This is a genomic window from Shewanella maritima (assembly GCF_004295345.1).
GTDB lineage: Bacteria > Pseudomonadota > Gammaproteobacteria > Enterobacterales > Shewanellaceae > Shewanella > Shewanella maritima.
The window spans coordinates 449,277-470,704 of record NZ_CP036200.1; the positions used below are offsets into that span (position 1 = coordinate 449,277).

The window sequence follows — 21,428 nt, forward strand, 5'->3', positions numbered from 1 at the left end:
TACGCTTTTATGAACTTCATCGCCCTGTTGATAAGGCTTGCAGCCACATTAGTAGCCACTAAATCGACAACGGCATCATCAAGATGCTACTGCATATTGGCTTTGTAGTTTACTGACACCTAGGCCGTTCATTTTATGCACTTTTATCTGTACATCAATACGCTCTTTCATGGCTTCGACGTGGCTTATCACACCAATCATCTTGCCACTGGCATTTAAGCTATCTAACGCATCCAGTGCAATATCCAACGTTGTGGCATCAAGCGTGCCAAAACCTTCATCAAGAAATAGCGACTCAATTTGAGTTTTATGACTCACGAGATCTGACAACGCTAACGCCAATGCCAGACTCACCAAAAAGCTCTCACCGCCTGACAAAGTGCGCGTATCGCGGCTTACATCACCTTGCCAAGTATCAATCACAGTCAGCTCTAACGTGGCACCGCTAACGGTCGCTAATTGATAGCGTCCATGCAGACGATTAAGCTGCCTGTTAGCCAATTCAACCAAATGCGCCAGGGTTAGCCCTTGCGCAAAACGGCGGAATTTATCACCTTTTTGTGAGCCAATGAGCGAGTGCAGCAAGGTAATATCATCATAATCTTGCTGGGCATAACTTAACTGCTTAATTAAGTCTGCTTGTTGCGCCCGCTGCTGTTTGTCTTGCTCTAACGCGTGCTCAGCTTGCCATAAGCGCTGACGACTGTCGGTGAGTTGCTGCTCTTGCTCGGCGGCTTGCTCAGTTAAGGTATCAAGCTCGGTTAGTTGATAATTATGCTCTTGCTGCAGCGTTTCAAGCTGTTGCTGCTTGCCATTAAGCTGCTCGACCTGTGCGCTCGCCTTGAGTTTGGTTTGCTCAAGGGCTTTGGTTTGCTCAGTTAACTGGGCAAATTCACTGTCACTCAGTCTAGCTGCGGTAAATGCGGCGATATCTGCAAACGGGCTTTGGCTTAACGCCTGCTGCCAGTCGTTACTGGCTTGCTCTTGCTGCGTTCTTACCTGCGTTAGTTGCTCAGTTAACACGTTGAGTTTCGAGCTTAACTGCTGGGCATTATCGTTAAGCTGACTTAACTTAGTTTGCATCGCATGCAGGCTTTGTTCCCTATCCGTTAATCCATCAAGGCTATGCTGCTTAGCAAGCAGAGCATCATCCGCTACTAACAATTGTTTACGCTGCATGCTGAGCTGATTAAGCGCTGAGTCTAATTGGCTCAAAGCCTCCGTTTGACTAGTTAGTTCCCGTTGTAATGTTGCAAGCTGCTGCGCTTGTTGCTGCTGTGTTTGTGAGAGCAACTGCTGCTCTTGCTCAAGCTTTAGTTTATTTGTCTGCGCTTGCTTCCAACTATTAAGACGGCTTTGCAACTCATCTAACCAATGCTTGGCTGTTGTAAGTTCTGGCATAGTCAGCTCGCAAGTCACCAGCTTGTTTTTAAGCTCGGTCATAACTTGCTCAAATTGATTGCTTAGCCGAGTAAATTCTTGCTGCAATTGCTGTAGCGTTTGCTGCTGGCCTTGTAACTGTTGCAGGTTAAGCTGTAATTGATTAAGCGTGCTGTTTCCTTGCTGCTCAAGCTGATGTTGCTGCTCTTTAACGCTGTTAAGCTGAGTTTGTAGCCCTTGCGCCTGCTCAATGGTAGCTGCTAGTGAAGCTTGCTCGTTTGCCTCGCCATCAAGCAGCGGTGCTAACTCACCACTGCCATCTGCAATTTGGCTTAGTTCAATGCTAATACCTAGCGTAGCTGTGTGCTCGGCCCATAACGTCTGAATTTGTGTTTGCTTGGAATGCAAAGCCTCAAGCTGCTGGTTTAACCCCTGAATACTGGCATCTAATTTAGCTTGCAACTCACCATCAAGTTTGCCTTGTTGCATGATGTGCTCAAGCTCTTGCTCAAGTACATTCGCCCTAGTTTGATGCTCGCTCACATCTAAAACCTGATATTGTTCGACTAACGGGTGCTCAATTGAGCCACACAGCGCACATGGCTGACCAGGCTGCAGCTTTTGCCGCTCACTAGCAAGGTCGGCGATTTTCTGCTCTTGCTGCACAATCAACTTTAAGTCTTCTAGTTGTTGCTTCTTGTCCTTCCATACACTGCGACTTTGATGCAATTGCCCTTTTACCGCCGCTAACTCACCTTGCTGCTTGGCAATGTCTTGGGTCAATGACGCAACCTGCGCTGCATTTTCAATATAAGCCTTGGCATTAGACTCTAATGCTAGGCGCACACTTTGCTGCGCAATTAACTGCTGATAGCGAGTTTGCAGTTCAGTTACAGGCTGATTTTGCGTGATATTTTCAAGCTGCCTTTGCAGCTGCTCAGCTTGAACAATAAGCTGTTGTTTATTTTGCTCAAATGCGTCGATTTGCGGCTGCGCAGAGTCAATAGCTTGTTCAAGCTGCTGATTAGTCTGCACCAGCTTGTGTTGTTGCTGCTGGTTTTGCGCTTTAACATTTTCAAGCTGATTTAGTTGAGCAAACTGCGCTTGCCACGCGGCTAACTCTGTAGCGATAAGCTCTGCTTGGGGCAAGCTAGTTAGTGCTAGCTGAGTTTGCTCAAGCTTCTGCGTTAAATATTGCTGTTGCTGATTTTGCTCTTGCTTGAGCTTTTCACACTCACTAAGTTGCAGCTTGAGGTTATTCAGTACATCACCTTGCTGCGCCTGTTGCTGTTGTTGCTGGGCAATTTGGCTATCTAGCGGCAATACCTGAGTGTCGATTAACTCAACCAGTTCTTTATGGGCTTGCTTGGCTTGGTCAAACTGTTGCTGCGCTTGCTCTACAACGCCTTGCTCAGCAGACAACTGGCTTTGGCACTGAGTTAACCCGTTTTTTGCCTGCTCGGTATCTTTAGTAAGCTGGTTTTGTTGCGACTCAAGCTGATTAAACTTGTCGTAAACTGGAGTCAAAGCAAGTGCGGGCTGGTGCAGAGCGAGGCGCTCAAAGTCTGGTTTAGCCTTAATTAGCGCCTGCTCAGCGGCTTTAAGCTCAATTTGCGCTTGCTGCTGGCTTTGCTGGTTTTCTTGCCAGCTTTTTGCCCAGTTTAAATATTGATTGGTTTGCTCGCGCTCAGTGCTTAACTTGCTGACTTGTTTAGTTTCAGTTGTCACTTGCTGCTGATATTCGCTAAGTTGCTCATCACTGAGTACGGCAACATTGTCTGACTTAGCTTTAAGTAAGGCGAGCTGCTGCTTTGAATCACTAAAGTCTTGATGCACTTTTTGTGAAATCAAACCATAGATTTCAGTGCCCGTTAGCTCTTCGAGCAGCTCAGCTCTGTCGTTAGCATTGGCGTTCAAAAACGCAGCAAACTGACCTTGCGACAGCATCATCGACTTGGTAAAACGCGCAAAATCTAAGCCGGTAATCGATTCAAGTAACTCTGATTTATGCTTAATCTGGCTGGCGAGTACTTTACCCTCTTGCAAAGTAGCAAGTTCAACCTGAGCATCTTGCAAGTTACCATCAACCTTACCTCGTGAGCGACGCTGACTCCAAAATGCACGGTATCCCTTCCCTTTCACCTCGAATTCCACTTCCGCTAGGCAATCTGCGCAGCCGCGGGTCATTAACTCGTTAGTGGTTTTAGAAATCGTCGCGATGCGAGGCGTGCGGTGATAAAGCGCTAAGCAGATCGCATCCAAAATCGTGGTTTTACCCGCACCAGTTGAGCCTGTGATGGCAAACAGACCATTGTCGATAAATGGCGACTGAGTGAAATCAATCTTCCACTCACCTTTTAGCGAATTAATATTCTTAAAGCGAAGGCTTAGAATCTTCATGCTTTTGCCTCCGCTTTTGATTGCGCTTGTGATTCTGGTTGCAACGGCTCTTGAGCATCTTGCTTGGGCGCTGCAGTTTCTTGCTGCACTTGTTCAACTAACTCCTTGAACTTAACGCGCAGGCGCTCACGGCTCGCTAGCTCATCTTCAGTTTCAAACACTTCTAGTGCTAAGCGACGCTCAAATACATCTTCAACTTTAATTTCACTTAAGGTCTCATTATGGGTGTCGCTAATGGTTTGACTACGTGGTTTGCGAGCACGTTTAAGCTGTAATACTTCTAGTGGCTTATCGGCAATGAGTTGCGCGATGCGATCTTGTAAATCGCTGAGTAAATCTTGCTGCTCGACTTCAATACTTAGCCAGGTATTTTGCGCCTTATTATGCTCCGCTGCACTCTGGACTAACTTGTCGATGCTAGCTTCAATATCAGCTAGCTTGCCCTTGAGCACTGTCATAGGTTGGAACAATGGCACATCAAGCTCAGTCACCTCGGTGAGCTTATCTTGCTCAAAGCTCACCAGTAATACCGATTTGCCCGAGCTAGACTCGCTCTGTGCAAATCGTTCATCAAAGCCTATCTCATCGAAACTAAGCGGAATGGGAGAGCCGCTATAGCGAATATGCTCAGTTTTGGCGACCTTTTGACTGCGGTGGATATGCCCAAGGGCAATATAATCGGCAGCAGGAAACAAGTTGGCGTTAAAGGCATCGAGCGTGCCGATGTAAATGTCACGCACCGACTCTGAGCTAGTGACGCCCACTGTGGTTAAATGCCCAGTGGCAATAATCGGCACAGGCGTGGCTAACTCAGCATTAATCTTTTGTGCATGATCAAAGCTTTGTTGGTAATAGTCGGCAATCGCGCTAGCAAGCTTTTGCTGTTTAGACTCGCGAGAATCACCTGCTTGACTGGTCACCAGTTCACGTGGCCGCAAAAATGGCAATGCACAAACCAATGCCATCGGCTCGCCATCTTTGTCAAAGCTCAGTACATGTTGCTCTGGGCTGTCAAAGCCGCCAGGAATAACATGGGTGTTTAGATAGGCTAGTAAGCCTTGCGATTCACCAAGGGTTGCCACAGAGTCATGATTACCACCCAATATCAATAACTGACACTCGGTTTGTTGCAAGTCGACAATAAACTGATTGTAAAGTGCGCGGGCATAACTTGGCGGCGTGGTGGTGTCGAAAATGTCACCGGCAACAATCAACAAGTCCACTTGATGCAGCTTTATTTGCTCAAGTAGCCAGTCCATAAAAGCTTGATGCTCAGCTGCGCGGCTTTTGCCGTAAAAATACTGACCAAGATGCCAGTCTGAAGTGTGTAAAATTCGCATAGTTTATTCGTTATTGAATTAGTCTTTGTAGGCTGCGCGTTGAACGCGTTATTTACTCGCTACCTTAAGCGAGTAATTGAACCCCTAAGCGTATTGACTCCAAAGCAGCTTGATACTCATGGCAAGCGACATAGTCACGACTAAAGGTTTGATGATTTTAGTGCCTTTAGTAACCACCAATCGCGAGCCTAATGTGGCACCAATGGCTTGCCCCACAAGCATAACCAGCCCCAGTGCCACAGCGACTTGGCCGCCAATTAAAAAGAAAATAAGTGAAGCTATGTTGGTCACAAAGTTCAGCACCTTGGCATGCGCTGTGGCTTTAGCTAACCCAAATCCGGCTAAGGTAACAAACGCCAATGCGAAAAAACTACCTGTGCCCGGACCAAAAAAACCATCGTAAAAACCTACGCCCAATGCACCAGTAAAAGCGAACACGGTTGGGGTGACCATTTGCTGCTTATCATCATCTGCAATTTGCTTAGAAAACAAAAAATAACAGCCAATTGCTAGGATTAAAAACGGCAGAATAAATGCCAGTAACTCAGCGTCAATCATCTGCACAAAAATGGTACCGACTGCTGAGCCGACAAAAGCGCACAGTATCGAAAGCTTAAACTCACTGAGCTTAACCATGCCTTTACGCACAAAATACAAGCTGGCAAAAAAGCTGCCGCCACAGGCTTGTAACTTGTTGGTTCCCAGTGCTGCTGCAGGTGGCAAACCTGCCCACATTAATGCAGGAATAGTCAGAAGCCCACCGCCGCCAGCAATGGCGTCAATAAAACCGGCTAATACGGCAACAAAAAACAGCACTACGGCGATTTGCAAAGTCAGTTCAAACATGAAGTTAATTAAGAAAATGAGAGTAGAAACGTATTAAACCCGCTTTGGGGCTGAATTACTATATCTAGGGATTAATAAGCACTTTAATCGCTGCAAAACAAAACAGGGCAACCCGTGGCTGCCCTGTTGGTACACCTAAACTAGTAAAAGAACCTTACACTTCCCAGAAAATATTGGTCACTATGTACAAAATAACCATAGTGATAAGGTTAATTACAGCGCCAGCACGCATCATTTCAGACTGTTTAATAAAACCTGAGCCAAACACAATTGCATTGGGCGGTGTCGCCACTGGCAGCATAAATGCACACGATGCAGCAATACCGATAACCACTGATAACATCACAGGTGATAAGCCTAAAGGCTCTGCGATAGCAGCAAATACTGGCACTAATAGCGCCGCAGATGCAGTGTTACTGGCGAACTCTGTGAGCATTACTACGAAGAAGATCACCGCTAAGATGAATAGCGCGGTATGGGCATCACCAAAGAAGTCTGTCACTACATGCGCTAGAAACACACTGGTACCTGTGGCTTTAAGTATTGCACTTAAGGTTAATCCACCACCGAACAAGATAAGCACGCCCCAATCAGTCGTTGATTCAATCTTCTTCCACTCAACCAGACGTAAACCCGCAAGCAGCACCACACAACTTAATGCGACGATGGTATCGAACTTAGCTACGCCACCCAATGCCTGTGACAAAGGTTTACTGAAAATCCAGCTTAGAACAGTGGCTGCAAATATCACCAAGGTTAGCTTAGCGCTAAAGGTCATTTTTTTATCGCTAGCTTCAATATGGCAGACTGCTGATAAATCTGGCTTAAAGAACATGTACAGCGCAATTAGCATCACAGGCATCATTAACGTTACCGTGACTAAGCCAAACTCCAACCACTCACTAAAGGTTAGTCCAGCTTGAGCCGCTGCAATCGCATTGGGTGGGCTACCAACCAAAGTACCAATGCCACCAATATTGGCTGAATAAGCGATGCCTAACAGCACAAACAGGTAGGTATTACGGTGGGTTTTCAAATCAAGCTGCTGCAAGATACCTAATGCTAGCGGCAACATCATCGCCGCAGTTGCAGTATTACTGATCCACATCGATAAACTTGCCGTCACCACAAACAACATGATGCAAGCGATACTTAGCTTACCTTTCGACAATAGCAGTACTTTTTCAGCAATGCGTTTATCAATCCCTTGATGATTCAACGCCGCAGCCAGTACAAAGCCACCAAAGAATAAGTAGATAATCGGGTTTGCAAAATTACCCATCGCTTTAGATGTATCAAACACATCGAACATCACCGCAAGAATGGGGATTAAAATAGCCGTAACACTAATATGGATAGCTTCTGTTAGCCACAAAATAGCGGCAAACACTAAAATAGACAATCCAGTGTTAACGCCCGGTTCAAACGGCAAAAAGTTATATAACAAAGCAAAAAGTAGGATGTTCGCCCCTAGAATTATGTACTTTTTACGCTGTGCATCGGAAACCGCCCCTGAATCTAACTGTGGTACCTCACTCATATTCACAACCTTTATTATTGATTTTTGGCCGCTTCAATGTAATTCAATTGTTAAACACAAATAAAGTACAACTAAGTAGTAAGAAAGTTAGCGAATTCACCAACAAGAATTTGATTTAGCTCACATGATGAGCAAGTGATTTGATCCAGACAACAAGTCATCTGTAACGAATGTTGTTTTATGACATCAAACCAGCCGTTATGGGCTAGCTATTCAATTGAAATGAATTTTAATTCTAATGCAGATAGTTAGATGCGGATCACATTAGGTATAAACCATTAGCGATCTTGGTCACTGTTTTACGGCAAGTTAGGAGTAGGAACCAATGAGGTTAACTTCTGTGATGAGGAAAATAACAGCAATAAACGACTAATTGTGCGACGTTATTTGAGCGCTGAACGCACAACGCTCAAATAAGCCGGAACTACGAGTGAATTACAATCAACTTTTTACTACATACCCGCTTGAACGACTTCCTCGTCTTCTAAACCTAATTGCTCGGCATAGTCACGATTTGGCTCGATTCTAAATTCAAACTTCAAAATCTTTAAACAAGCATCATAAAGCGCCTCGCCAAACCATTCACGGTCAAATTGCTCCAGCGCTTCAACAATCCCGGCAGCGCCGTCGTCTTGATGCAGCTTTTTCGGTACTAACGAGTCGATAAAGCTGGCGACGAGACCATAAAGATCTTTCTCGGCTTCACCCTCCACGTCCCAAAGTGTTGGATCAGCATATTTAGCGGCGTAATGGATTTGCGCGATATCGCTACCGATCCCAAAGTTCACTAATGTCGCAGTGTCGTGATTACAAATGATGTTTTTAGGACATATTGCGCCATGAAAAATATCAATATTGTGCAGGTATTGCAGCGCGGTAAGAATTTGAATAAACCAAGTGATCGGCTGGCCAATCTCTACGCCCTTCACTTCATCTAATGCCACACCTTGCGCCCAGGCTCGGGCGATAAATAGATCATTGGACTCTGGAAGCTGGCCAAAGCTGAGCACTTTCTCGATATGAGGGTGATAGATTTTAGATAAGCTACGATAAATATTATTTAGCTTGTGCCACTGCTCATCAACATCGTTATACACGCTAATTGCACAAGGGTAATTGCCCTGAATATGCCTTGCTTGCCAAAGCTGGCTATGATCAGTGGATGAGATAAATGATTCAAGTTTAAAGTGATGGTCAATCACCGCGCCGCGCTCGATTTCAATACGCTGCGGCACGGTATCGCATACGCCCAGCTCGATCAGCGCCGATAAATCACAGCGAATGGCATCTAAATCGACAGTAGTGCCTTTTGCGGCGTCACGATACCAATGGTAAATACGCGGCTGCTGAGTTTGCTCAGCAAGGGTTAAGAACGCCTTAGCATATTCGGCAATATCTTCGGCAATGGTAAGATTGTCTTTAATGTCGATAAACTCAACATCACCTTGATCTGACAAGAACACACAGTTACTTGCCCAGCCGCCAATGGTATAACCCCGGCGATGAATTTGCTGCATTCCACTAATACTGCGGCGTAAAATTTCAAGCAGTTGATAAGTAGATTGTTGCTCAACCTCAAAGATATTCAGCGGAATGCCCCGCGGCATACGAATAGGCAATACCAGCTGCTCGCCGTCTTGGATAAGTGGCGCGCAAAAAGGTACACCACTACAACCAGATAGCGACTGCATACGCTTAAACTCTTCACGCAGTCTAATTTCGTGTTGTTCAGCATCTAATGCGCTTTCAAATTGGCTCTGTACTAGGATTTTAAGTAGCCAGGGTGCCGTCCAACCGCCTGGGTTATATTCTGACTGCCAAACTTCTAAACCTTGTTGCAGGAACAAACATTTGAGCTTGATGAAGTCTTGAATTTTTTGATTACGCTGCTCAACAATGGCGACCTGACCTATGGTATCAAGTACCATCTCTTTTTGTTGCTCAGTCACTTGGTGCTTGCGCGGTGCGGTTAAGCCCCATTCTTTAGTTAGCGCTTGGATAATTTTTGCTGGAGTATAAATACTTAAGTTACCCTGATCTTTCTCGACCAGAATCTCTTCACCTTTGCGGCCAGTAACAAACACCATGCCCTGACACCATGGTGCATAAACACCTACAGGAATTTTGTGCTTTAAGCGACCCGCAAGCACTCTGGCAACATAATTGGCTTTTGACAGGCTGTTATCAACATCGCGCCCGTCTAAAGACCATGCATGCAGCCCTGCGTTAAGTCGACCAATATAGCCCTTAACGTCAACCACATACACGCCCCACTCACCAACTACAAGCGCGTCAACTTCCATTGCCTGACCAGTATGGGTTGGAATTTCCACATTGGTGAGCAACATATAGTCTTTAGGTAATTCATCTGAAAGTAATGAGAATGCCCAACGCTCTGCGTCGTTAACTGGGGTCCCGAAACTGATATGCCTTGCCATACTAATCCTTGAATGCAGATCACATAATTGAGGCTCATGCTAATCATACGGCTACAAAAAAACCACCATAAAGGTGGTTTTTATTAGCGTTTACACAACAAGTGTTCATTTATTGAGCGTGCACACTATTCGGTATCTAAATACGACTGCCCGCAACTGTTCCAATAGTTGAACAAGTTTACTCAGCTTCGTCGGCAAACTCGCCGTCACCTTCTTGATGCTGCATTACGCCCCAGCCATCAGAAATGCCGTCAAACTCTTGAGCAAATTCATTCAATGCGACTTCTTTTGCTACCAGTGCATCATACTCTGGCACCATGTTAATGCACACAATAACTTCCCACTTTTCAGTGTCTTCATCAAAGTGGATTTCTAACTCGCCTTCAGCTCGGTCTTGAACCAAAGTTTCTAGGGCAGATTCAGCATCACGCTGATCGTCAAATACCAAGAAAAAGTCCACATCTAGCGCTTTAGTTAAATCAATACCTGACTCAGCCATTGCCGCTAGCATTTGGCCGTTATCATCTTCAGGAAATTGCATATTTCAATCCTTATTCAGCTGGAATAATTTTAACTGCAACGCCATTGAACTCAATCACGTCACCAACAACACACTTCTTGCGCTTACGGGTATCAACTTCACCATTCACGGTAACCATACCTTCCGCGATAACGTGCTTAGCGTCACCACCAGCATTCACTAAACCTTGTACTTTTAATACCTTGTATAGCTCAACATAGTCATCGCCGCTAAGTAGAGAAAACTCTTGCATCTATCTTTACTCTTTCATCTATCAATTATCGCGCAAGTATAACCTATGGCAGATTAGCAAGCATCAAGCATTTGCCGGGGATCTTGATATAAATAGCGAAAGCCTAAGTCGCGACAAATTAAACTGCCATCAATGCGCTTGCTAGGTTGTGGTTGCTCACTAAAAGTCGCGCTATCGACACCTAAATGCTCACAGGCTTCGCTGTAGAATTCAGACTTAGGCAGGTGAATAGGCGCACAAAGATTATATACCTCTCCCAACAAATCTGGATGATTTAACGCGGCATGAATAATCAGTGACACAGAGGCAACACAATCATCAAGATGCACTAGGTTAACAGCAACATTACCGCCTGGCACATCGGTTTTACCCGCAAAGAATCGCCCAGGATGACGCTTAGGCCCAATTAAACCGGCAAAGCGCACTATGGTGGTCTTAGATACATTACCTTGATTTAGCGTTTCCATGTTCAAGCTTGCCATGACTGATTCGGCTTTTAGCAAAATATCACTGGCAGGCGAGCTCGCTTGTGCCATGGTTTCATCCAGTAATGGTCCCAACAGCGCATTAGCATTAACAGTGGCATCATCAGCTTTCAATGGAACTGAACTCGTCGGATAAACACCTGTGGTGCTAATAAACACTAAGCGCTTGTATGGTTTACCTAACAGCAAATGTTCAAGCTTAGCGACATACTCTAAATAGTTTGTCTCTCCTCTGCGCAGTCCTGGCGGAATATTAACAACCACAACATCGCTTTGCAGCGCTTGCTGCATCTGAGCAGATAAGCTCGATTGCACCAACTCTTTGGCTAAATCCAGCGCAAAGCCCCTAATCCCCAACTCATTTAGATTTGCAGCATCTTGCCCACTACGCTTTGAGCCGAATACTTGATGGCCTTGTTTAACTAATGACTGAGCCAGCGGCAGCCCAAACCAACCACAGCCAATAACGGCGACGTTTGCCATAGGATATTCCTTTAATTTGATTAACTGCTAGATGAGAAAAGTAACATTATCATACGATTATCGCGCAGCGACAGTTCAAGAGACACAATAGAGGGTTAGTGTTCAAAGTCACTAAAGTAAAAACTAATCGTATTTTCTGCTTGTAGGGTTTTTAACACGCTTTCTGGGAGGTTTTCTAGCTTAACTACTTCACTCACCGACACCTCCTCTTCCATTAAAAAACGCAAGGTCGCATCTTCACCTCGAGGGCTACATGCCCAAACGTGAGGTTTTTTCACTTCTGAAGTCGTCATCATCACTTTTGCAAAGCTGCCATCGGTAAGGTTGACTAAGGTTCCAGGCGGATAAATACCCAGTACCTTGACCAACTGAGATACTAGCTTCTCATCATGCTTCTGTTTGCGGCTTTTAAACAAGACACCCAGCGCCAGCTGTGGCGATAGATAGCGTCTTAGCAGCGACTCATAGTCATTCACTAGGCTTACAATTTGCGTGGTGATGGGAATTTTTTTAGCTGTCAGCTTGTCTGGGTAACCACTGCCATCCACAAACTCATGGTGGTGACGCACTATGTGTAACATGGCTTTAGGGTAAAGGTTGTTCTTTACCAGCATTTCGTAGCCAAAATTTGGATGCATGCGCATAAAATTCACTTCGTGATCTGTCAGCTCACCATGCTTGCGGCGGATATTCTCAGGTACCTTTAATTTACCAATGTCATGGAACAAACTACCAATAGCAATATCGCGAATATCACTTGGTGGCAAACCTGCCATATGGGCTATCATCATCGATAGCACGGCGACTGACACTCCATGTTGAGTTACGCTCACTTCAAGTTCATTACTACTGACTAGGGTTAAATGAGGTGAATCAGTTTCATTTAGGTGTTCCATCATGCTTTCAACCAGAGTCACCGCATCACGATAAGCACCTTCTGGGTCGCTGACCACCTTACCAAACACGCCGCGACTGTCATTAACGCAGCGGATAAAGCGCTGCTGACCACGACGAATGGACTTTTTTGCCTCAACTTTATAATCAGGCATTTCGGTAGCAGGCAAGATGGTGACGGGCTCGTCAACGACTTCCGGCTGCTCAGGGATTAAATCATGACCATCTAATAGATAAACAAAAGAAGTGTTTAGCCCGCGAATGAGGGCAATTTGAGATTTTTGCTCAATTTTTACTTTGCTTCGAAAAAACGGGTGCTCGGTCCAAGACAGGGGCAGCTTAATCGTCATTCCCACGACGATCTTGGACACTGGCAACTGAGTTAATTCCGTTTTAGCCAAATGAATTCCCGTTAAGCAAAGTTACAATAATTTCAGCCTAGTTCAAAAAGCTTAGGCGATAAATAACCTATTCGCACTTTTCACTTGTAAATACTGCGACTTAGGGTCACATGTTGTAAAGCTATTTCTTATCGCTTTGCTCTGTTTCTTGCGCATGCCAGTCGCTAAAATACAATTTTAGTCGTTTTGAGTTGAATAAATAGATCAAAGACCAGAACACCAATAGCGAGTCTAGGCCGTAACTAACCTTAAACACAAAGTAGTCGTGTATGAGTCGTTGCACTAACACAGCAGCATCGAGTGCAACCAACATCAGCAGTAGCGTTCGCCCGTGCTTGAAGATGGGTCTCAACCAATCAGGTTTGCGTTTACGCTCAGCGATAATCAGAAAATACACAAACACTGCACCGATACCCGTTAGCAATGCCAACAAAAAGTCTGATTTTTGTGGGTAGAAAAGCCTCACTAAGCCAGACTGGTCGTTAAATTGCGTCAGCGATGCGACGAGCACGCACCAGGCGCGCGCCAGAAACACCAGCATTAAGTACAAGGTTAGTGGTGGCTTAACATGACCTTTGTCGTCTAGCCACTTAATATGACTAAAATTCATTAACGCTTACTACTCTGTGCACTCTTCCCAATGCTCCACGCAAATAGCCTAAAGCCAATAACCCAAGACCAATAATCCCAAGCAAACTGGTCAAAACCAATTAACCTGCGCTGTTGAGCAGATCCAGCAAAGCTTGCTCATCAATCACTTTAATGCCGAGGTCTTGTGCCTTGGTGAGCTTTGAACCCGCCGCTTCACCTGCAACCAAGCAATCTGTATTCTTAGACACGCTGCCAGCAACTTTTGCGCCTAAGGCTTGTAGTTGTGCCTTGGCTTCGTTGCGATTAAGTTGCGTCAAGGTGCCAGTTAACACCCAGGTTTGCCCTTTAAGGCTTAAGTCGGCTTCGTTAACCTCTTCAATTGCTGGCCAGTTAACGCCGGCAGCAATAAGCGCGTCGACGACTTCAACGTTATGCTCTTGCTTAAAGAAATGACTGATGTGCTTTGCGACAATCGCGCCAACATCTTCAACTTCAATCAGCTGATCTAAGCTCGCCTGTTTTATCGCATCAAGTGATTTGAAATGACTGGCTAGGTTTGCAGCTGTCGCTTCGCCCACTTCGCGAATACCCAGTGAGTATAAAAAGCGCGCTAATGTGGTTTGTTTCGCGCTATCTATCGCCGCAACTAGCTTGGTGGCAGACTTCATGCCCATACGTTCAAGCATGGTTAACATAGACGGCGTAAGCGCGAATAGGTCAGCAGGGCTTTTGATCAACTCTTTATCAATCATCTGCTCAACGACTTTATCGCCTAGACCATCAACGTTTAACGCTTTACGTGAAGCAAAATGCTTAATGGCTTCTTTGCGCTGAGCTTCACAGAATAATCCACCTGTGCAGCGAAGCACCGCCTCTCCCTCTTCACGTTCAGCATCGCTACCACATACCGGGCATTGGCTTGGGAAGCTAACATCAACGGCATCTTCAGGGCGCTTTTCAGGCACGATAGCGACAATTTGTGGAATAACGTCACCAGCACGGCGAATAATCACAGTATCTTTTACTTTTACACCTAATCGAGCAATCTCATCTGCATTATGTAGCGTGGCATTTGACACAGTCACGCCGCCAACAAACACAGGCTTTAAGCGTGCTACTGGAGTAATAGCACCTGTGCGCCCCACTTGAAAATCAACCGCTTCAAGCACAGTTAGCTCTTCTTGCGCAGGGAATTTATAGGCGATAGCCCAACGCGGCGCTTTAGCAACAAAGCCTAAGCTTTCTTGCTTAGTGATGTCGTTTACCTTGATCACCACGCCATCAATTTCATATTCAAGCTCACTGCGGCGATTTAAAATGTCGCCATAGTAGTCAAACACCTGCGTAAGCGATTCACATACTTTCACTTCGCTTGAAACAGGATGGCCCCACTTTTTAAGCTGCATTAGCTGACCATAGTGCTCATTGCTCATTGGCTCGCTAGCGCCATCGACTACGCCAAGCGCGTAAGCATAAAAGTCCAGAGCACGCTCAGCGGCAACCTTGCTATCAAGCTGGCGTAAACTGCCAGCTGCAGCGTTGCGTGGATTCACGAACACTTTTTCGTTTTTAGCCAACTGACGCGCGTTTAGCGCATCAAAGGCTGATTTTGGCATAAACACTTCACCGCGCACTTCAACTAACTCAGGGTAATCATCACCGCGTAGCTTTAATGGAATAGAGCGAATGGTGCGCACGTTCTCGGTAATATCTTCACCGACAGTGCCATCACCACGAGTTGCAGCGCGCTCAAGTACACCATTGCGATAGGTAATGCTTACTGCAAGGCCATCTAGTTTTGGCTCGCACACATAATGGACATCGCTCACTTTATCGGTAATGCGCTTGTTAAAGGCTTCAAAGTCGTCCTGGTCAAAGGCATTATCTAGACTGAGCATAGGTTTTAAGTGAGTGATCTGCTCAAACTTATCCAGCGGCGCACCGCCAACACGTTGGGTTGGTGAATCAGCGAGTTTTAACTCAGGATGTTCACTTTCTAACGCGATAAGCTGCTGCATTAAACGGTCATATTCAGCATCAGGAATCGATGGTGCATCATCAACGTAATAGCGAATATTATGTTGGTTGATGGTTTCAGTTAGTTGCGCCATCTGTGATTGAATGTCTTGCATAATAAATCCAAATATAATCGTTTATATAATAAAGGCCGCTGTTGCGGCCTTTGTCTATCTGTTGGTTTAACGCTGGGCTACTTGTTTTCGTGAGCTTTGTTAATTTAAGCTTTATGAACAATCGCCTTAGCAATTTGGCTTCAAAGGTTAAGCAGCGTCTCGAATACGTTGAATGTACTGTTGGCGTGTTTCATCATTCCAAGGCTGACGTCTGTCATCAAGTAATTCCGCGCCTAAGTCGTCAACCATTTGCAATGCTGAGTTCAGCATTATGGTGAAGTTCATCGTCGCGTCGTTATAGCTTGGTAACGTCATAAACAGCACTACACCTTGGGTCACAAACTGCTCCATGTTGTCTGGGTCAAATACCCCTGGTTTCATCATGTTGGCCAGCGAGAATAGCTTTTCACCTTTACCGGCATTATCAATATGACGGTGGAAAATATCCATCTCGCCAAATTTGAAGTTAAGTGATAACAAGCACGGCAGTAATTCTGCACCTTGTAATTGCTCACCTTCTTTAGCGACAACATGTAATACCAGTACATCAACCGGCTCTTGCGGCTCGGCTGTAGCTGTTGTTTGTTGCTCTGTATCTTTAATCCCACTCGCAGGCTGTGGCGCATCCTTGGCTGTCACGTCAACGCCTTGCTCTACTGCACTTTCGTCACCAGCTTGAAGGTTACTTGACTCAGAGTCGCTTAGCTCAAGTGTAATATCAGGAGCTTGGCCGTCATCAATCTCGATATTGATTGGCGCAAAGTCATGGTCTTTATCGCTGAAGCTTGGCTCTTGCTTAAACTCTGGCTCTTTTTGTTGCGACTTCTCATCTTCAGCATCAGTATCTGCAAATAAAGCTTGCTGCTTAGGTTCATGTTGCAGCTGCGAAGCAGAGCTTGCGGTTTGCTTTGGCGGCGTAATTTCTGGCTCAGGTATGTCATCAAGTTCATCCTGAGGTTCGTTGTCATCAGCCTTGCGAACTCTCACCTCACCTACGCCATCGGCATCAAAACCGTCAGCGTCACGCTTGGATTGCTCTTTGTAAAAATCCACCATCGGGCTTTCTTTCATTGACTTAGGTTGCTGCCGTCTAATTGACCAAAAACCGTGAACTAAAACGCCAACAATGGCCAGTGCACCGAGAATAAACAACACTAATTGCAAGTCTTTCATTATTAACCCTGTATCCATTTCTTATACTGCGTCGGCCATGGCCACCGCAGTGTCTATATCCACTGCTACAATGCGCGACACACCTGGTTCGTGCATTGTTACGCCTATCAATTGTTCAGCCATTTCCATTGTTATTTTATTGTGGCTGATATAGATAAACTGCACACTCTGTGACATCTCTTCGAGCAGTCGACAAAAGCGACCCACATTGGCGTCATCCAAAGGTGCATCTACTTCATCCAGCATACAAAACGGGGCTGGATTTAATCTAAATATGGCAAACACCAATGATAAAGCGGTTAAGGCTTTTTCTCCACCACTTAGTAGATGGATGGTGCTGTTCTTTTTACCTGGGGGCTGAGCCATAATCGTCACCCCAGTTTCAAGCAAGTCATCATCTGTCAGCGCAAGGTAGGCTTTACCGCCACCAAAAACCTTAGGGAACAGGCTTTGCAAATCTGCATTAACCGCATCATAGGTGGTTTTAAACCTAGCGCGAGTTTCCCTATCAATCTTTTTAATTGCGCCTTCTAGTGAAGCCAAAGCTTGATTTAAATCGTTATCTTGCTCATCGAGGTATGCTTTACGCTCACTCTGACTGTCAAACTCTTCAATTGCCGCCAGGTTAATTGCGCCAAGCTCGCTAATATCTTGCCTGGTCTGGTCTAGCAGCTTTTGCCACTTGGCAATTTTAGCGTCAGCTGGCAACTGAGCCGCGACTGACTCAAGTTCGACTTGATGTTCACTCAACAATTGCATCTGGGCATCAATTTGCCCTTTTACACCCTCTCGTCGTAACTTTAACCCGCTTAAACGTTGAGTCAAGCCTTGTTGTTGCTCAAGCTGTTGTTTTTGCTTTAATAGTGAGCTATCTAGCGTTTGTTGTAACTCAGCCTGTTGCGTGCGAATTTGCTGCAGAGATTTATCTAAATCCTGTTGTTTTTGCAAATACTGTTGCAGCTCTTGCTGTAGTTGCTGTTGCTGGCCTTGAGTTTGCTGCTGTTGGTTTTGCGCAAGTTGACTATTTATGCTTGCTATCGCTTGGGCTATTTCACTGGTTTTATTATCAACTTGCAGCTGCTTTTGCTCGCTTAATGCAAGTTCAGTGGCTAACTGTTGACGCTGGGTATTCAATGCTTGCAAACGCTGCGATTGCTGCACTTTTAATTGTTTAAGCTGCTTTAGTTGTGCACTCGCCTGAGTTTGCGACGCTAACACTTGCTCATGACTGGCGCTGGCGAGTTTTTGTTGCTGCTCGTGACTATCAAGCTCACTCTCGCTGTGGGCGATTTTTTCTTGATACTGCGCTGCCGCCTGCTCAGCTTTAAATAGCTGATTTTTAGCATTGTCTAACTTTGCCTGATACTGCGATTGCTGTAACTGAAGCGCACGCAGCTGCTGCTCACAATCAGTCAGTAGTGCTTGTTTTTGCTTAGCCGACTGTTTGAGATCTTGTGTATGCAGCATTGACTCACTTTGCGATAACGCAAGTCCCGACACGCCCTGTTGCATAACTTCGAGTTCAGCATCTAGCTCATCAAGCTTGTCACTAAGCTGCTGCTTTTCATGACTTAGCTGAATAACCGGCGTAGCCGCTGCAGCGCTAAATTGAAAACCACTACCAATTAGCTCCCCGGCTTTTGTCACGCAAATAGTTTCGCGCGTATTGGGCGCGTCGTGAGTATCGTGGTTATTCCGTGCAGCTAACGCATGATGCGCCTCGTTTGCATCTTCAACCCAACGTACGTGATTTAACCAAGGCGAAAGATTAACCTCTGCGCTAACAATCGCGTCTTTCTGCGGATACTGCTGCGCCGTGCTGGTACGCGCAAAACCCAAATTGGCTTGAGTGTTTTGATTAAAATCATCTGCATCAAGCACATCTAACTGTAATAAATGCTGCAAAATACTCTCGGCAGCCGCTTGCCAACCGGGCTTGACTTGTAGCACCTGCCATAGCGGAAGCGTGGCTTGCTCACTTTGGTTTTGCAAAAGCTCATCAATTAACTCCAAACGAGCATTCACTGAAGCTTGTTGCTGTTTGCCCTGACTCAAACTTGCTTGTGCCTCACTAAGACGCTGTTGCAACTGACTGGTGTGTATCTCACTGTCATTAAGCGCTATTGCCAGTTCATCGATTTGCTCAATCGTTTGCTGTTGTTGCTCGGTTAGCTCTGCGAGTTGATCGTCAAGGCATAACCCAGCCATCTCATCAATTTGCGCCTGATACTGGCTTACATCGCGCTTTACTTGCTCAAGCTGGGTTAACTCATGGTTCATCTGCGCTTTCACAACCGCGAGTTGGGTTTGCGCGCTAGCTAATTTTTGCTGACTTTGCTGGGTGTCTGTTTGAATTTGCTCATATTCATCCTCAAGCAAATGCGCTTGTTCATCAGCTATTTCATGCTCTTGTTGCAAACTCTCTATGTCTGGTTGCAGTTGCTGATGGCTTTGTTCAAGCGTTAAGTGACTTTGCTTTAACTGCTCAGCCAACTGCTTTTGCGATTGCAGTTGCTCACGCAAATCGGCAAGCTGTTTGCGCTGACTATCATCAAGCTGAGTTTGATGGGCAATTTGTTGCTCAATCCGGCTCACCTGATTGCCCGCTTGATAATAAAGCTCGACTTTGGCTTGCTCTGTGGCGGTTAACTCAGCGAGCTGCTGCGTCACTAGCGATTGACTGGTATCAAATTGCCTTAGCTCGTCATCTACGCTTGCTTGCTCAAGCGTAAGTTTATCGATTTGTTTAGTTAACTTGTCGAACTGCTGTTGTAAGTCTTGCCATTTAAGCACTAATAGTTGCGAATGATAGCTGCGCTCATTAGCTTTAAGCTCTCGATAGGTTTTAGCATCCTCGGCTTGCGCAGCCAGCTTTTCAAGCTGCTCACCTAACTCAAGGCGAATATCGTTTAAACGCTCTAGGTTCTCACGGGTATGACGAATACGGTTTTCGGTTTCGCGGCGGCGCTCTTTATAACGCGAGATCCCTGCTGCCTCTTCGATGAAGACGCGTAATTCTTGCGGTTTAGATTCAATAAGACGGGAAATGGTGCCCTGCTCGATGATTGCATAACTTCGAGGCCCAAGACCTGTACCCATAAATAGGTCGGTAATATCTTTACGGCGACACTTTTGCCCGTTGAGAAAATACGTCGATTCGCTGTCGCGGTTAACTTGGCGCTTTACCGAAACATCCTGGAAATTGGCATACTGCCCCGCAAGGCGACCTTCGGAGTTATCAAAGGTAAGTTCTACGCTGGCGACAGAGATAGGTCTACGTGATGCGGAGCCATTAAAAATCACATCTGTCATGGCATCACCACGCAAATGCTTAGCTGAGCTTTCACCCAACACCCAGCGCACAGCATCAATCACATTAGATTTGCCGCAGCCATTAGGGCCCACAACAGCGGAAAGTGCATGTTCAAACGGAATTTTAGTCGCATCAACGAACGACTTAAATCCAGCTAATTTTATTTGTTTTAATCTCATGCAAGCGTAATTTGGGGATGGAGCTTCAAAGCAGGCTACTGTATTCAGAACGACTCAGTCTAGCAACTGAGCTGCATTTTGTAACGATTTTTTGTTTATCTGACACAGTTTTATACTTGTTTTCTGATACTTGACTGGTCAGACTGGCATACAGTATCAATCAAGGAATTGTTTCATGACCTTAAAATCTATGCCTGTGAAAAAAAGTGGCGTGAATTATTTTTTTGAAGGCTTGCAATTGATTAAGCAGCCTGGGCTTCGTGTATTTGTTGTGATCCCACTGCTGGTTAACTTTGTACTCTTTGGTAGCGCCATGTATTTTGCCTTTGGCAAACTCGGTGAATTATTTGAATGGATGAATGCCCAGTTACCAGAATACCTTGCCTGGCTCGACTTTTTCTTGTGGCCACTTGCAGTATCAAGCTTACTGGTGGTGATGTCATTTGTTTTTAGCTCAGTGATGAACTGGATAGCCGCGCCATTTAACGGTTTGCTGGCTGAAAAGGTCGAAAACCATCTCACCGGTAAATCGCTTAACTCGGGCAATACGGTAGATTTAATCAAAGACTTACCACGCATAATGAAGCGCGAGTGGACTAAGTTTAAGTATTACCTACCCAGAGCAATCGGCTTTTTAGTCTTGTTCTTATTGCCTGGCGTTGGGCAAACAATCGCGCCAATCTTATGGTTTTTATTCACTTCATGGATGATGGCAATTCAATATTGCGACTACCCGTTTGATAACCACAAGGTGCCGTTTGACGATATGAAACGTGCGCTTAGCAATACCAAAGGTACCAGTTACTCGTTTGGTGCATCGGTTACCCTGTTTTCCATGATCCCCATCTTAAACTTGTTTGTTATGCCTATCGCGATTTGCGGAGCAACAGCAATGTGGGTTGACCGCTACCGCGAAGTGTATAAACACCCAGAAATTGCACGCGATTAATCTGCAACTAGGTTAGTTGCAACGGCGAACAGCATTAACATTGAAAATGAAATAAAGAGTGCTGTAAAAAGTTAAGTAAATGCACCCACTAAGCCATAACCTATTAAGGGT

At 45.4% G+C, this 21,428-nt stretch carries 14 protein-coding genes; 1 reads left to right on the plus strand and 13 read right to left on the minus strand.

What is annotated here, in order from left to right; translation table 11 throughout:
• Positions 1-78: 78 nt before the first annotated feature.
• The 13 genes from EXU30_RS02015 to smc all read right to left on the minus strand — a co-directional run bounded on the left by EXU30_RS02015 (position 79) and on the right by smc (position 20,368).
• The gene (locus EXU30_RS02015; RefSeq protein WP_130597576.1) at positions 79-3,780 is read right to left on the minus strand and encodes an SbcC/MukB-like Walker B domain-containing protein; all 3,702 of its coding nucleotides are present in this window, start codon (positions 3,778-3,780) and stop codon (positions 79-81) included.
• Positions 3,777-5,120 carry an exonuclease subunit SbcD gene (gene sbcD / locus EXU30_RS02020; protein WP_130597577.1) on the minus strand — a complete coding sequence of 448 codons (1,344 nt, stop codon included), beginning with the start codon at positions 5,118-5,120 and terminating at the stop codon, positions 3,777-3,779. The genes EXU30_RS02015 and sbcD overlap by 4 nt, the downstream gene beginning before the upstream one ends.
• Before the next feature lie 84 nt (positions 5,121-5,204).
• Complete coding sequence (locus tag EXU30_RS02025) at positions 5,205-5,966, minus strand: TSUP family transporter (protein ID WP_130597578.1); 762 nt, start codon at positions 5,964-5,966, stop codon at positions 5,205-5,207.
• A 154-nt stretch (positions 5,967-6,120) separates the two neighbouring features.
• The gene (locus tag EXU30_RS02030) at positions 6,121-7,521 is read right to left on the minus strand and encodes an SLC13 family permease (protein ID WP_423213371.1); all 1,401 of its coding nucleotides are present in this window, start codon (positions 7,519-7,521) and stop codon (positions 6,121-6,123) included.
• A 437-nt stretch (positions 7,522-7,958) separates the two neighbouring features.
• Positions 7,959-9,944 (minus strand): NERD domain-containing protein kinase family protein, encoded by a 1,986-nt coding sequence (locus EXU30_RS02035; protein WP_130597580.1) that lies wholly within the window; start codon positions 9,942-9,944, stop codon positions 7,959-7,961.
• Between the two features lie 178 nt (positions 9,945-10,122).
• Entirely contained in the window at positions 10,123-10,485 is a 363-nt protein-coding gene (locus tag EXU30_RS02040) for a ribonuclease E inhibitor RraB (protein WP_130597581.1), read from the minus strand.
• A 10-nt stretch (positions 10,486-10,495) separates the two neighbouring features.
• Positions 10,496-10,717 (minus strand): RNA-binding S4 domain-containing protein, encoded by a 222-nt coding sequence (locus tag EXU30_RS02045; RefSeq protein ID WP_130597582.1) that lies wholly within the window; start codon positions 10,715-10,717, stop codon positions 10,496-10,498.
• Positions 10,718-10,770: 53 nt separating this feature from the next.
• Positions 10,771-11,685: an NAD(P)-binding domain-containing protein gene (locus tag EXU30_RS02050; RefSeq protein WP_130597583.1), complete on the minus strand. Its 915-nt coding sequence runs from the start codon at positions 11,683-11,685 to the stop codon at positions 10,771-10,773.
• A 95-nt stretch (positions 11,686-11,780) separates the two neighbouring features.
• Entirely contained in the window at positions 11,781-12,980 is a 1,200-nt protein-coding gene (locus EXU30_RS02055) for a cyclic di-GMP phosphodiesterase (protein ID WP_130597584.1), read from the minus strand.
• Positions 12,981-13,101: 121 nt separating this feature from the next.
• Complete coding sequence (locus tag EXU30_RS02060) at positions 13,102-13,590, minus strand: DUF2919 domain-containing protein (protein ID WP_130597585.1); 489 nt, start codon at positions 13,588-13,590, stop codon at positions 13,102-13,104.
• 100 nt (positions 13,591-13,690) lie between these two features.
• Entirely contained in the window at positions 13,691-15,703 is a 2,013-nt protein-coding gene (gene ligA / locus EXU30_RS02065) for an NAD-dependent DNA ligase LigA (RefSeq protein ID WP_130597586.1), read from the minus strand.
• 147 nt (positions 15,704-15,850) lie between these two features.
• Positions 15,851-16,894, minus strand: coding sequence for a cell division protein ZipA (zipA, locus tag EXU30_RS02070; protein WP_423213354.1), 1,044 nt, complete (start codon positions 16,892-16,894; stop codon positions 15,851-15,853).
• 3 nt (positions 16,895-16,897) lie between these two features.
• A complete protein-coding gene (gene smc, locus EXU30_RS02075) occupies positions 16,898-20,368 on the minus strand; it encodes a chromosome segregation protein SMC (protein WP_130597588.1) in 3,471 nt (1,156 codons plus the stop codon).
• A 175-nt stretch (positions 20,369-20,543) separates the two neighbouring features.
• On the opposite strand from smc, the gene cysZ reads away from it, so the two are divergent.
• Positions 20,544-21,317, plus strand: a complete 774-nt coding sequence (cysZ, locus tag EXU30_RS02080) for a sulfate transporter CysZ (RefSeq protein ID WP_130597589.1) — start codon at positions 20,544-20,546, stop codon at positions 21,315-21,317.
• Positions 21,318-21,428: the final 111 nt, after the last annotated feature.

Bases quoted from the DNA above. Each gene is read 5' to 3' on its own strand.
- EXU30_RS02015 (WP_130597576.1), bottom strand. From the start codon at position 3,780: ATGAAGATTCTAAGCCTTCGCTTTAAGAATATTAATTCGCTAAAAGGT.
- sbcD (WP_130597577.1), bottom strand. From the start codon at position 5,120: ATGCGAATTTTACACACTTCAGACTGGCATCTTGGTCAGTATTTTTAC.
- EXU30_RS02025 (WP_130597578.1), bottom strand. From the start codon at position 5,966: ATGTTTGAACTGACTTTGCAAATCGCCGTAGTGCTGTTTTTTGTTGCC.
- EXU30_RS02035 (WP_130597580.1), bottom strand. From the start codon at position 9,944: ATGGCAAGGCATATCAGTTTCGGGACCCCAGTTAACGACGCAGAGCGT.
- EXU30_RS02040 (WP_130597581.1), bottom strand. From the start codon at position 10,485: ATGCAATTTCCTGAAGATGATAACGGCCAAATGCTAGCGGCAATGGCT.
- EXU30_RS02045 (WP_130597582.1), bottom strand. From the start codon at position 10,717: ATGCAAGAGTTTTCTCTACTTAGCGGCGATGACTATGTTGAGCTATAC.
- EXU30_RS02050 (WP_130597583.1), bottom strand. From the start codon at position 11,685: ATGGCAAACGTCGCCGTTATTGGCTGTGGTTGGTTTGGGCTGCCGCTG.
- EXU30_RS02060 (WP_130597585.1), bottom strand. From the start codon at position 13,590: ATGAATTTTAGTCATATTAAGTGGCTAGACGACAAAGGTCATGTTAAG.
- ligA (WP_130597586.1), bottom strand. From the start codon at position 15,703: ATGCAAGACATTCAATCACAGATGGCGCAACTAACTGAAACCATCAAC.
- zipA (WP_423213354.1), bottom strand. From the start codon at position 16,894: ATGGATACAGGGTTAATAATGAAAGACTTGCAATTAGTGTTGTTTATT.
- smc (WP_130597588.1), bottom strand. From the start codon at position 20,368: ATGAGATTAAAACAAATAAAATTAGCTGGATTTAAGTCGTTCGTTGAT.
- cysZ (WP_130597589.1), top strand. From the start codon at position 20,544: ATGACCTTAAAATCTATGCCTGTGAAAAAAAGTGGCGTGAATTATTTT.